Source organism: Bifidobacterium sp. LH_413 (assembly GCF_056357015.1).
The window spans coordinates 40,468-53,908 of the sequence record NZ_JBKEVK010000003.1 but is presented as its reverse complement, the minus strand read 5'-3'; the positions used below and the strand labels follow the sequence as shown (position 1 = coordinate 53,908).

Sequence of the window (13,441 nt, the reverse complement as noted above, 5' to 3'; positions counted from 1 at the left end):
GAGTGGAGTGCGCGTAGGGAATCGCCGCATGCTGCCCGAACATCGTGCGGCTGTCGGTGGTAGAGTAGGGGCGATCGAAGGAGATTGGGGGAATCGCGATGTGGCGTTTTAAAAGGATTTTGGCGTCTTGTGCAGGCGTGGTGCTGGCTCTGGCGATATGTGCGCCATCTGCCTATGCGTGGGGTCCGGAGCGGAAGACCTTCACGATGGAGAATCCAGCTCCGTACAACACATTCAATTCAATAACGGACAATCCTGATGTCGGAGACGAGCGCAATTTCTTCAGAGTGCGTAACGTTGATCAAAACAAATGGGATAAGAAATCAGTTAATGGGTGGATGGACACTATCGAACTGAAAGATGGGGAAGAATATGAGGCGCGCGTGTATGTAGCCAATTCAGCAGAAAACAAGTCGTTGCAAGCTAAGAACGTTCATGTTGCCGTAAATATGCCGACTAAAGATAGTGTTTTTGGGTATGCGTTTGAAGTGAATGCTTTCGTGTCGGCCGACAACGTCGAGCCGAGGCAAATCTGGGACAATGTGGTATTAAAAAGCGAATATCCCTTTCATGTGAAAATAGTTAGTGCTGTATATTGCAATAATATTAAAACAAAAAAGAACTCTGGTTTCAAACTTGGAGAGGATTTGTTTACGAGAACGGGTTCCTTGATTGGGTATAAAAAGATGGATGGTATGATGCCGGCATCCTTTGCGGCTTCAGGCTATGTCCTTATCCGTTTTAAGTATGTCGGACATCCTTTTTGGGAATGGATGGATTCCCGTGTGCTTGGTCGTATAGCAAATAGTTGGGATATGGGAATGAGTAAGAAAACTGAATGTTCTCCTGGTGAGTTTTGTGATTTTTGAAATCGGCATATGATGGGAGTGGAATGATGGCTATGTTGAAATACGGTAAATGGTTCCTGCTTCAGGGAATATGTTCAGCGTTATTGATTATGTCGTCATTGGGAGTGGAGCGTCTGTTTGGCAAACAGTATAAAGTGCTTAACGTAACATTATATTTTCTGCTCATTCTTAGCATTTGGGCACTTGTGCTTGTTTGGAGGGCTGTGCAATGTGGGCGTTCCTTGGGCTTGATTCATGAGGCGTCGGTATTCCCTATAATCTCATTGGTGATATTCGTGTTTCCGGTTCTCCCCATACCTGGGACCAGCGGATTCGTAAGTACGTTGAGTGAGACTATGGTGGGATTTGTGATTATCTCTCAAGCGGAAGCGCTGTGGAAGATTCATTGTGATCTTTCCGTTGCGCCTTTTAAAAAGACAAAAAATAAATTTCGTAATGCATGATAGCCGATTGTTTAATATCGGTGCAACATTAGAGTCGTATATGAAAAAGTTGAGCGTTGTTGATTGGGTATTGGTTGTTTCATATATTGCCGCAACGCGGTTGGAAAAACTGATTCGCGGTAGGGCTAGGCGTCCCTCGTTGAATGACTTGCGTCCTTGGTATCTTCCTATTGTAAGTCAAATGCGTTCTGCTGTAGAAGCTAGACTCATGTCTTTTGTTGCTATTTGGTTTGTTGGCATCTTGTTTTCATTTCCCATGCTTTTCATATTGCTTTCTTATGTGCCTCATATTGATAAGACTATTGATGGGCTTGAACGATATCAAACCGTAATTCGTGTTGGGGCGGCATTGTTTGTTATTGTATTCGGTTTCATTATTTCATATATTATTTCCTTAGTGTCAAAGCGTGATGAATTTGTTGCATATTTGTCGTCTTTGATGATTCTTGTTTGTGTTTACTCTTTGATAATGTTGGTATTCGTTCCTAACTCCGTTTTGCTGTTCATGGTGCGGGCGTTGCCGTTGATGCTAGTCGTGCTGCCCTTCGTCAGTGGCATAATTCAGAGCGTGGCTTGGAGATGGGGAGCTTCGAAGACAATCGAAAAGCGTGCGTTGTGTTCCGTCACATGGCGTATGCGTTTGCAGACGGTACAGATTCTGCTGATGGTCTTCTTAGTGTGCAGTTGGGCCGTCGTACTATGCAGGACGGCCAAGCCGGAATACCTGGAAGTCAACCTTCGCATACTGTGGGATATATATACGGCGCACGGTCTGGGGAATTTGTAGTTTCTTTCCATCAGCAGTTTCCCGAAACACGAGGTGAGTATGGTGGCCGAGTGGAGAAGGGAGAGACGTGTCTCGGTTATCGATGATGCGCCACGCGGCGCAATCCCCTCTTGCGGAATGACGGCGCCGCAGAAAGCAGGGGGGCATGGAGCTCTTTGACGGGAACCGGCGATCATCGGCATCCTCGCAGTCGGTGAAGCAGGCAAGAGACAGTCGATACGGCACTCGCGGTGCCAGATACGTCGGTCGCGCAGGCGTTCGCAGCATGACGCGCGTCATCGCATCTATGATTGCGGCGGGTGTGACCGTCGGCATGGCGTTGGGCGTGCCGACAGCGGCCACAGCTGCGCCGAAATCGACGAATGGCGCCGCTTCGGCGCAGACCGTGAACGTCGGTCCCGGAACGGATGGAGGCCGTACCGGACTGCAATTGTCCGACAACTACCTGAGCCATGGTGCTGCCGGGACGTACAGCCTTAACGGTGCGAACGACGAGCCGAGCAAAACCCGTCAGGACAAGGAATACGATTATCCGGGCGGTACCACCAGCCAATACGACTACAAAGACGCCACCCGCGACTACGTATACATCGACACCGGCATCGATAGCGACAAGGACGGGCAGACCGACCTCGTCCGCGCCGACTTCATCCGCCCCAGCGATACGCAGCTCGATGGCAGGAAAATTCCGGCGATTATGGATGCGAGCCCGTACTACGGCGATCTGCAGGCCAAGCAATATGAGGATATGAACGACAAGGCCAACAGCCGTCAGACCTCGTTCGCCGGAAACTACGACAACTTCTTCGTGCCGCGCGGCTATGCGTACATCATGCTCGACATCACCGGCACCGCACTGTCGCAAGGGTGCACCGACATCGAGGGCCCGAATGATGTCGCGTCCGCGAAGGCCGTTGTCGACTGGCTCAACGGTCGTGTCAAGGGCTATCGTTCCCTTACCAACCGCAGCCAGGCCAACGAGGAGAAAGCCGACTGGTCCAATGGGTTGATCGGCGTGGAAGGCGGATCATACGATGGTGCCGCGGCCAACGCACTTGCCGTCACCGGCGTCGAAGGCCTCAAGACCGTCATTCCTGAAGAATCCATCAGCAGCCAATACAACTGGTACCGCAACAACGGTGCGCAGCTCAGCAACTGGTGGGAACCGGACGCGTTCGCGAACTCGCTCGTCACTGATCCAACTCAGAACGCGAAGTGCGCGGCCGCTGGCCATTGGAACGCAATGAACAAGGGGGCTGAGCTCTCCACCCGCAACTACAACGACTTCTGGGCGGCGCGCAACTACGAGGATAAGGTCGGCAACATCAAGGCCAGCGTATTCCTCATCCAAGGCGTCAACGATCTCAACACCAAGATGAACAACGTGGATAAGTACTGGGAGTTGCTTCAGAAGCACCATGTGCCCAGCAAGATTTGGATCACTCAGAACGGTCACGATAATCCGAAATACTACCGTCATGACGAGTGGATTCTCACCCTGCACAAGTGGTATGACCATTGGCTGTACGGCATCGACAACGGCATCATGAGCGAGCCGCAGGCATCCGTCGAGTCTTCTGACGGCACATGGAAGGACTATGCATCTTGGCCGACGCCCGACGCGAAGAACGTGACGTTGACACTCGACTCCGCGAAGAATGGTACGAGCGCAGGAACGCTTGGAACCAGCGCGCATGCCGTTTCCGGCACTGAGGAGGGCTTCGGCGGCTACCGTGTGGATGAAGGCGTTGAGGACGAGACGACTGACCAGCTCGGGCAGCCGCTCGACAGCGCACGGTCCATTCCTCAGGAGAATCGTCTCGCTTATCTGACGGAGCCGTTGCAGGCCCCAGCCCACATTTCCGGTACGCCTGCACTGTCGCTGAAGGTCAAGGCCTCCGATGCCGATGCCAATCTATCGTTCGCGCTCGTCGATTACGGCAACGGCACCCGCATCAAGGCCACGCCCGCACTATCCACGGTGGAATATGACGAGAACCACATGTTGTGCCTCGGAGGTGAAGGTCAATACGACGACGGTTGTTCGCCAACCGGATCCGAACGCAAAGTGACCTCCGATGCGTATGTGATCACGCGCGGATACGTAAATACCGCCCACAAGGATTCGCTGACCGCGCTTACTCCAACGCCGGTCAACGAGTACTATCCGATTTCTTGGGACGCGTACGCCACCGACTACACGGTTCCTGCCGGGCATCGGCTTGGGCTCGTCATCTTCAATACGTCGACTCGACTGGCCGATACCGGTCGCTTGTCCGACTTCACTGTGAGCACTGCTGATGCCAAGCTCACCCTGCCATTGAGCACTACGGCGAAATCCGCGGCACCTACCAGTGTGACGGCGCAATCGAAGCCGGTCCGTGGCGGTGGCGATGTCACCGTGGCGTGGAAGTCGCCGGAAGGCAATGACTCGCTGCTAACCGTGGACGGCTATGAAATCCAAGCGGTGCCTGCGCAGGTGGGAACCGATGCGAAGAGCTACTCGACAAAGGTATCTGGCACGGATGCGACGACCGGTGTGATTAGTGGTGTTCCCGCTGGCGATTACACAGTGCGTGTGCGTGCGCTGACCGGCGAATCCGCATCGGACTGGTCGGATTCCGCGTCGGTGATGGTGACGGCCGCTCCGGAAAGGCCTGAACCCGGCACGAACGGGGCCGGTCCCGTGACAGGCACGGCCCGACCGGTCTCCGGCAATAACGGCTCGTCCGATCGGAACCCGCTCTCCAACACCGGATCGGCGATTCTGGCGGTGGTCATCGTGGCGGTGGTCGCGTGCGCGGCCGGCGTCACCGTGATGGTCATCCGCCGTCGCCACCGCCAGTGATTGCGTGACGCGCATGCGCCTTGCGCTGGGCGACTGACGGCAATACCAGTTGCCGCGCAAGAAATCCCGGGAATCCACGTCGATTTCCGGGATTTCTTGCGTTGAGACCGTCTCAGTGCAAAGATTCCCGGACAATAACGCTGTCGTCCCGGATTTCTTGCGCTGAGTCGTGGTGGGTGCACATATTCCCGGACATGGCTGATGATTTCCGGGATTCTTTGCGCCGCGGTTCGTTGGGCCGCGCCAAGATCCGCAGTGTCCGAACCTTCTGGCGCTCGTATAACCCGCCTCTATGACGACACATATGTTTTTGTTGTTGGACAGCAACGCGGCTGATGGTGTTTACTGCCGGGTACGGGGAAAACGAGAGGAAGGAGAAGCGCGGGGCGGTCGTGTCCCGCGCGAAACATCATATGACCGCATCATCCACAACAGCATCGTCGATCGGATTATCGACCACGGCGACATCATCGACGGCAACAGCATCGTCATCATCATCCGCGACGTCATCATCCGCGACGTCATCCGCCCCGACATCGCCCGCGACGGCGGTCGCAACCGCAGCAACAACCTTAACGGCTACCACGCGACGCAGCGGAACCACGCGACTGCGCAAGGCGGCGGCGCTCGCGCTCGCCGCCGCGCTGTCGCTGTCCACCGCGGCGATCGTCACGCCGGCGTCGTATGCGACGCAACAGAACGCGAACGCCGTCACGGCCAGTGCGGCGGCAACCGCAACCAACACCACCAATGCCGCGCCGTTCGACGCTACTGAGCGCGCGCTGCTCGACGGCATCGACGACGACTACATGCTGAAGAACGTGCAGTACGTGCACGACAACATCGGTCCGCGCGTCGCCGGAACGCCGGCGGACGAGGCGAGCGCCGACTACTTCGCGAACGACTTCAAGGAACTCGGCTACGGACCGTTCTCGCAGGCGACCGCGGCGGACGGGACCGACGACTACTTCGACACTTTCGCCAACGACCGCGTCAACAGCCGCATCGGCGCATCCGTCACCATCGACGGACGCGAGTACACGGCGCTCGCGCCGGGCTGGGCGGACGACAGCGTGTACAAGGGCTACGAGACGCCCACCGTCACCGGCGACACCGTCTACTACGCGGACGTGGACGACGCCGTCGCCGCGAACGCGAACGACATCGCCGGGAAGATCGTGCTGACCAACCGCAAGACCTACGACCAGTGGGACCGCAACAGCACCGCCTACGCGGACGTGGCCCGCGCGCTGCAGGCCAAAGGCGCGAAGGCCGTCGTGTTCTTCCACAGCAAGTACACGGTCAACGAGGACGGCGGCACCTCCGCCGAGCGGCCGTTCCCCGCACCCAAGACCGGCGGCGACATCACCATCCCGGTGATCCTCGCCTCCTACCTCGACGGGCGGCAGATCGTGAAGAAGCTCGGCGCGGCCGGCAGCGGCGCGGCCGACGGCAAGCCGCAGAGTGTGCAGGCGACGGTCGTCAACCGCCGCAACACGAACACGAGCAACATCCTCGCCGTCAAGAAGGCCGCGCAGCCGTCCGACAAATACGTGATCGTCGGCGCGCACCGCGACAGCGTGTTCGGCGCGGAAGGCGCGAACGACAACCTGTCCGGCACAGTCAACGTGCTCGCCATCGCCAAGGCGCTGAAGAACATTCCCACGAACGTGAACGTCGTGTTCGCGCTCTGGGCCGCGGAGGAGGACGGGCTCGTCGGCTCCGCGCACTTCTACAGCAGCTTCCTGTACCCGAACGACTGGGGCAAACAGCATGTAATCGCCTACTACAACATGGACATGGCCGCCACCTCGCAGACGCGCAACAGCGTGCTCACCGTGCACACGCCCTACCGTGACGCCGACGGCAAGCCGCAGCAGAGCGTCGCCGGCGACGTGGCCGAACGCCAGGCCGAACGCTACTGGGACTACACGGACGGCAAGTACGCGAAATGGTGGACCAAGGGCCCTGACGACACCGTCGACCTCCAGTACTTCGGCAGCTGCTCCGACCACGCGACCATCACCGGCGCGACGGGCGCGAACGGTACGCCCAAGCTCGGATTCGGCGAAGGCATCCCCAGCGTGTACATCTTCTGGGGCGACCGCATCGGCGACGGGCGCAACGACGTCACCGAGCAGAACTACCACGTGATCGGCGACATCTACCAGTGGCCCTCGGACGAGGACCGGTTCACCGTCGTCAGCGACGACCACCCGTTCACCGGCAACTACAGCATCGAACGCGCCACGATTCTCGCCAGCGTGTTCGCGCTCTCCGTGTACAACACGGCCGCCGCGCCCGTGCAGGGCCTCGAGAACGGCAAGACCTACACCGGCGACACGACGTTCCACGTGGCCTACAACTACCGTAACGACGTGAAGGTCGACGGCAAACCGGCCTCCGTGGATGAGAACGGCGACGTCACCCTCGCCGCCGACGACGCCGACCACACGGTGAGCGTCGTCGACATGTTCGGCGAATCCGCCACGTACAACGCGCATGTGGCGAAGGGGGATAACGGGAATGGTGATGGTGCCGGTAACGCGGGGGCCGGGAATAACGCCGGTTCCGGCTCTGCCGCCGGGAACGCCAATGCCGGGAATGCCAACGCGGCCGGACAGGGATCCGCGCAGGCGTCCGGTTCCGGAGACCGGAACGGCAATGGCCTGTCGAACACCGGTTCCGCTGTCGCCGGACCACTCGCCGTGGCCGCCGTGCTGCTGATCGCCGCTGTCGGCCTGCTTCGCGTGCGCGGCGTGCGCGACGGATACGCGGGATCCGACGGGAAGCGGGAGTAGCTTTCCGGGGACGATTCTGGGGCGGCTGCCCCTGGAAGCGGCCCCAGAAACTGCCTTGCGGCGTTCCAACGTGTCTCAGGGGCGGGAATCGAGTATCGACCTCCCACCCCTGAGACGTTTGTGTATGGTTCCGCGGCTTATGTGCATGGTTTGAGGTCGAACGTGCAGGGTTTTCGGCCCAACGTGCATGATTTTCGATGCAACGTGCAGTCCCTGAGCCGTAATGTGCGTACACAGGTGCCGAAGAAGACGCGTGAGCCCGATGCCGACGATGTGGGGAGCCTTGGAATTCCAAGGCTCCCCACATCGCGGTTTGGTCGGTTTCGCTTGCTCTTCACGGGGTGCCCCTACACGTTGTGCCCTCGATTCCACACGCTGGGGGCGCGACTTTACAGATTGCACCTTCAACCGTGCAGGAAAGCCGTCGAACCATACACATCACGTGCCGGACCATACACATTGCACCCATCGTCATCGTCATCGCTTGGCGAGAACCATCGGAGTGGAAGGAAGTACGGGCCCATTACCCCGTGCCGTGCGACGACCTCACTTATCCCAGCCCATGCACTTGCGGGCGAGACCGAAGTCGACGGCCTCCAGGTGTGACGCCTCGCTACTCGCAGGCTACGCCGTCGCGGTCGCGGTCGAGCTTGGTGGAGTAGCCGGGCTGGCCCTGGTAGAGCGGGGCCTTGCCGGCGGCGCGCACGGCCGAGCAGTTCGGGTAGTAGACGTTCGCGTCCTGCTGGGCTTGCTGCTGCGCTTGGGCTTGGGCCTGCGCCTGCGCTTCGGCTTGACGCTGCGCCTCCTCCGCGGCCTTGCGTTGGGCCTCCTCAGCCGCGGCCTTGGCGGCCGCCTCCTCTTCCGCCTTGCGCTGCGCTTCCGCCGCTGCCGCATCGGCCGCCGCCTGCGCCTCGTCGTTCAGCGGCACGGTCTGCGTCGGGCAGGTGACGAGCACCTTCGTCATCGCCTTGCGTTCCGCTTTGGTGACCCACAGCGAGTACTTCGCCTTCACGCCGATCTGGCGCGCCACGTACTCGCAACGGAACGACTTGTTCTTCGGCAGCCAGGTGGCCGCGTCGCCGTCGCTCTTCTTCTGGTTCGACGGGCCGTCGACCGCGAGCAGGTTGTACGGGTCGTTGGCGAGATTCCTGCGCTGCGACTTGGACAGCTTCTGCGCGCCCTTCTGCCATGCGTCGGACAGGGCGACCACATGGTCGATCTGCACGGCGCTGCTCGTCTTGTTGCCGCGCTTGAAGCTGATCGTCTTGCCCGTGTACGGGTCGGCGAGTGTGCCCGACGTGACGATGCAGTCGTGGGTACCCGCCTTGAACGTCACGTCGGTCATGTCGCGTTTGAGGATGTCATTGCGCGTATCGCAGCCGTTGTGGTCGACGTCCGCCCACGCCGCGCCGAACTGCGTGCGCGCGTATCCGGTCTTCGGCGCGCGTCCCTTGGTCTTGAGCGTCGTCAGCACCTCGGTCGCGGCCTTGCCCTCGAAGTCGGTGGTCGCGGCGAACGCCGGTGCCGGCGCGACCAGCATCGTCGCCGCCATCGCGATCGTCGCCGCCGCGGCGAGCGCCGTCGCGAATATGTCTGTTCCATGACGATGGATTCCGAACATGATGATTCCTTCCTTTCTCTCTGAATCGCGTCGACGCAGGCTACGTGTGCGGGATGATCTGCCGCTTTGCATGGTGCCGTCACGCTGTGCCGCGCCGATGCGGTCGAACCGGATTCCGGTCCGGCACGGTTTGTCGCATGAGTCATTATGCACGGTTCGGGAGGATTTGCGAAATGCTCACGAACCGTGATGCCGAGATTGGCCACTTGGGGGACGATTCACGGTTAAGTGTCGAAAAATGTCGTCTGCGACATTTTTATCCACCAAAAATGCGTTCCACGACATTTTTCGGCACTTAAGCCGTTCCCGGATATCTGATGCGGCGCGATTGCGGCTGTGCAATGTCGCGGCTGTGCCGGTGCATCAGAGTTGTGGCGGACCCGTCTTTCAGCGGCGTCCGTCGTAGATCTGATCGACCTGCGGCATGATGCGTCGCACGAATTCCGCCATCCGCGGCACGGAGAACGCGACCTGTCCGTATCCGGACGCGTAGATGAGGCCGAGTTCGATGAGCGAGGCGCGGGCGCTTGCCGCCGAGCCCTCATTGGCGAACCGCTTCTTCACATCCGCGGTGCGCACCGGACCATCCGACAGATCCGCCATGATGCGCAGGTAGGCGCGCCCGTTCTCCGTGGCGCGCAGCCATCGGGCCATGTACAAGCCGTGATCGAGCATGTCCAATGCCTCCGGCTCGCCCTGCTCCACCGCCGTGACGTTGATTGGATTAGTGGTCGAGGCGTTCCATGTGGCCGCACCGTACGCCTGGATGAAATACGGATAGCCCTGCGACAGTGCCTCCAGCTTGTCGAGGGCCGCGTCGTCGAACGGGCGTCCCGTTTTCTTCGCCGGGGTCTGGAAGCCCTCGCGGGTCGCCGTGCTGTCCAGCTTGTCGATTTCCCGATAGTCGAACAGGCGCTCCGCATACGAGCGTGCCTTGGATAGAACGCCGGGCAGGTCCGGCAGTCCGGCGCCGATGATGTAGAAGGGGAGTCCGCGCTGCCCCATCTCGTGCTGGATGGTGATGAGATCGCTCAGCGGCGTCTTGTGCATCTCCTGCATCTCGTCGATGAACAGGTACAGACCTGAGTTGTCGCTCTTGAGCTCTTTGCAGATGCCTTCGATGAGCAGTTGGAGCCGGTACGATTCGGTGCGGAAATCGGGCTTGCCGTTCAGTTCCGCGGAGGCTTTGACTCCCATGAAATCGAAGGATACCGATTCCACGTTGGAGAAGACCTTGGCCACGCGCTCGCGGATGTCGGTTTTGCCGATGCGCGCTATCGCCAAGGGGATTTCGTGAAACAGGGCGTCATACGTCGTGGCGGCGTTGGCGCTCGCCTCGATCTTGAGGGTCGCCATGTGGCGTTGGTCGGCGATGTCGCGCATGTGCATCAGCAGCACGGTCTTGCCGATGCCGCGTAAACCGTACAGCATGATGCCGCGGTTGAGGAGTTGCAGCTTCGTCCGCGCCGCCATCCTATCGATGAGGGCGATTTCGTGTTCGCGCCCGACCAAGGCGGGCGGTTGCAGTCCTGCACCCGGCATAAACGGGTTCAACGCCTGCAGCGGTGTCGTCATGTCGCCCATACGCCCTCCAGATAAGTTCAGATAACCTCAGATATCTTCAATATAGTCAGATAATCCAGATAATTTCAGATAAGTTTTGCGATGCGAGTGGGACGGAATCGGATTTTGTTTTGGCCGACACCGAAGGCCGGTATCCTGAGGGGTATGAATTCCGAATCCATCGCGCAGATCCGAGACGAGGCCGCGGCGGGGCTGGTTCCCGAGCGGCAGCAGCAGTGGGAGCAGTTTCTGACGCCCATGCCCGTCGCCGAGCAGGCGGTGGGATTGTTCACGGAATCCGATGAGCCGCAGCAGATTCTCGACCTCGGGTCGGGTTCCGGCATTCTGGGTGCGGTCACGGCGAAACGGTTCGCGGATGGCGCCAGCGTGCTCGCCATCGAGCGGGATGCCGCGTTGGCACGGGCTTCCGAAACGTCGTTGCGTCAGGTGTGCGACGATGTCACGGTTCTCAACGATTCGGTCTTCGACGTCGCGCTGGAGCCTCGCTTCAGCCGGGTGATTCTCAATCCGCCGTACAAGAAGATTGCTCCGACCGTCATCGCGACGAACAGCGGCGACGTCAAGGTGACGAATCTGTATACGGCGTTCCTGGTCATTGCGATTCAGGCGCTTGCCGCGGGAGGCGAGTGCGTGGCGATCATTCCCCGATCGTGGATGAACGGCGACTATTTCAAGGATTTCCGCAAGTGGATGCTGCGTGAATGCAGTCTGGACGCGATGGTCGTATATGGCTCGCGGCAGGAGCATTTCAAGGATATGGGCATTCTTCAGGAGATCATGCTGCTGAAGGTGTCGAAGCGCTCGCAGGTGAAGAAGGTCACTGTGTTTCCTGATGCGTCGCCGGCGACGCCGCTGGAACGGCAGTCGCAGGAGATGGTCGCGCTTCGTGCGCTCAGCATGGGGCGTGACCGTATCCTGCGCATCCAACGGCAGGATGCGCGTCTTGCCGGGTTCAAGACGATGGCCGATGAGGGATTGTGGGTGTCTACCGGCAAGCTGGTGTGGTTCCGGAACCGTGATGTGTTGTCGGATGACGAGGTGATTGGCGGGCATCCGTTGTACTGGTCGGACAATCAGGACGGATTGCGTATGGAGCATCCGGTCGAGTGCGACCGTGCGCAATGGGTGACCGGTGCTGCCGACGATCGGCATGTCGTGCTGCCTGCGGGTGGCTACTGCATGGTGAACCGGTTCTCCGCGAAGGAGCAACGGCACCGCATCTACGCGTCGTATCTCAACAGCGATGTGGATTTCGTGGCGGACAACAAGCTCAATTACGTGCATCAGGGAACGTCGCGCAAGACGATTCCACTGGATGATGCGGTCGCGCGTGGGCTGACGCTGTGGCTGTCGTCGTCGATCGTCGACGAATGGTATCGGCAGGTGTCCGGCAGCACGCAGGTCAACGCCACGGATCTGAGGCAGATGCCGTGCCCGTCGAAGCAACAGCTCGCCGTGTTGGCTGGTATGCTGTCAGTCAACGATGCACCGGACCAGAGTCTCGTCGACGAGACGATTGGGGGACTGTTCGAATGGGCGAAGGCAAGCTGATCGACGAAGCCATGGAGTTGCTGCGCCGATTCGAACTCGGCGACCAGCAGCTCAATGAACGTAGCGCAATGACGCTTCTCGCATTGTTGCAACTGGGGAATGGGGATTCATGGGATAAGGCCGAGAACCCGATGCTGGGCACTCGCGCGATTATGGATTGGATTCGTGATGAGTTCGGTGTCGCTTATAAGCCGAACACACGTGAGACCATCCGACGACTCTCGCTGCACCAGTTCGTCATCGCGGGAATCGCGGAAGAGAACGCCGATCAGCCGAATAGGCCGATCAACTCACCGAAGTGGAACTACCGGGTGACCGATGACGCGCTGAAGGTGATTCGCAAATACGGTACGGAACGGTTCTCTTCCGAACTTGATGTGTTCCTGACCGCCCACACGTCATACCGGTCGCTTGCCGAGGAGCGACGGCATATGCCGAAGACTCCGGTGACGCTGCCTTCCAGCCGTGATATCCGTCTGTCTCCGCAAGGGCAGTCCACACTCATCAAGGCGATGGTGGAGGAGATGCTGCCGCGGTTCGCGCCGGGGTGCCAGGTCGCGTTCATCGATGACACCGACCACCAGCATGGCGTTGTGGACGCCGTGCTGATGGATGAGTTGGGTATTACGCTTCGGGCGCGCGAGAAGGCACCGGACGTGATTGCGTGGGATGGTGAGCGCGGCTGGCTGTTCCTGATGGAAGCGGCCGGCACGCACGGCCCCGTGGATGTGACCCGCAAAGTCGAGTTGCATGATCTGTTCGCCGACCAGTGGGACAAGGTGGTGCTGGTCTCCAGCTTCCCGAACCGTTCGGTCATGCAACGCTACTGCGCGCAGCTCGCATGGGAGACCGAAGTCTGGTGCGCCGACACCCCCGACCACATGATCCACCTCAACGGCTCCAGATTCATGGGGCCGTATGGCATTTAAAGAAAAAC

10 protein-coding genes are annotated in these 13,441 nt (G+C 59.4%); 7 read left to right on the top strand and 3 right to left on the bottom strand.

The annotated features are described in order from the left end of the window. Nucleotides 1-98 precede the first annotated feature (98 nt). From AC1AYN_RS06425 to AC1AYN_RS06410, 4 genes are all read left to right on the top strand, one after another. The gene (locus tag AC1AYN_RS06425; protein ID WP_476532625.1) at nucleotides 99-869 is read left to right on the top strand and encodes a restriction endonuclease subunit S domain-containing protein; all 771 of its coding nucleotides are present in this window, start codon (nucleotides 99-101) and stop codon (nucleotides 867-869) included. 23 nt (nucleotides 870-892) lie between these two features. Continuing rightward, nucleotides 893-1,312 (top strand): hypothetical protein, encoded by a 420-nt coding sequence (locus tag AC1AYN_RS06420; RefSeq protein ID WP_476532624.1) that lies wholly within the window; start codon nucleotides 893-895, stop codon nucleotides 1,310-1,312. Continuing rightward, nucleotides 1,305-2,099, top strand: a complete 795-nt coding sequence (locus AC1AYN_RS06415; protein ID WP_476532623.1) for a hypothetical protein — start codon at nucleotides 1,305-1,307, stop codon at nucleotides 2,097-2,099. The genes AC1AYN_RS06420 and AC1AYN_RS06415 overlap by 8 nt, the downstream gene beginning before the upstream one ends. A 265-nt stretch (nucleotides 2,100-2,364) precedes the next feature. Further along, a complete protein-coding gene (locus AC1AYN_RS06410) occupies nucleotides 2,365-4,947 on the top strand; it encodes a CocE/NonD family hydrolase (protein WP_476532622.1) in 2,583 nt (860 codons plus the stop codon). Nucleotides 4,948-5,356: 409 nt separating this feature from the next. Here AC1AYN_RS06410 and AC1AYN_RS06405 read toward each other — a convergent pair whose 3' ends face one another. Continuing rightward, complete coding sequence (locus tag AC1AYN_RS06405; RefSeq protein WP_476532621.1) at nucleotides 5,357-5,743, bottom strand: hypothetical protein; 387 nt, start codon at nucleotides 5,741-5,743, stop codon at nucleotides 5,357-5,359. Between the two features lie 13 nt (nucleotides 5,744-5,756). Here AC1AYN_RS06405 and AC1AYN_RS06400 point away from each other — a divergent pair, with 13 nt between their 5' ends. Further along, complete coding sequence (locus AC1AYN_RS06400; RefSeq protein WP_476532620.1) at nucleotides 5,757-7,748, top strand: M28 family peptidase; 1,992 nt, start codon at nucleotides 5,757-5,759, stop codon at nucleotides 7,746-7,748. 613 nt (nucleotides 7,749-8,361) lie between these two features. Here the strand turns inward: AC1AYN_RS06400 and AC1AYN_RS06395 are convergent. Together AC1AYN_RS06395 and AC1AYN_RS06390 are read right to left on the bottom strand one after the other, a co-directional pair. Beyond that, entirely contained in the window at nucleotides 8,362-9,288 is a 927-nt protein-coding gene (locus AC1AYN_RS06395; RefSeq protein WP_476532738.1) for a GmrSD restriction endonuclease domain-containing protein, read from the bottom strand. A gap of 468 nt (nucleotides 9,289-9,756) precedes the next feature. Continuing rightward, on the bottom strand, nucleotides 9,757-10,953 hold the full coding sequence (locus tag AC1AYN_RS06390; RefSeq protein WP_476532619.1) for an ATP-binding protein: 1,197 nt from the start codon (nucleotides 10,951-10,953) through the stop codon (nucleotides 9,757-9,759). Between the two features lie 144 nt (nucleotides 10,954-11,097). On the opposite strand from AC1AYN_RS06390, the gene AC1AYN_RS06385 reads away from it, so the two are divergent. Both AC1AYN_RS06385 and AC1AYN_RS06380 read left to right on the top strand, forming a co-directional pair. After that, entirely contained in the window at nucleotides 11,098-12,504 is a 1,407-nt protein-coding gene (locus AC1AYN_RS06385) for an Eco57I restriction-modification methylase domain-containing protein (RefSeq protein ID WP_476532618.1), read from the top strand. Beyond that, nucleotides 12,486-13,433, top strand: coding sequence for a BsuBI/PstI family type II restriction endonuclease (locus AC1AYN_RS06380; protein WP_476532617.1), 948 nt, complete (start codon nucleotides 12,486-12,488; stop codon nucleotides 13,431-13,433). The genes AC1AYN_RS06385 and AC1AYN_RS06380 overlap by 19 nt, the downstream gene beginning before the upstream one ends. The last annotated feature ends 8 nt before the right edge of the window (nucleotides 13,434-13,441 follow it).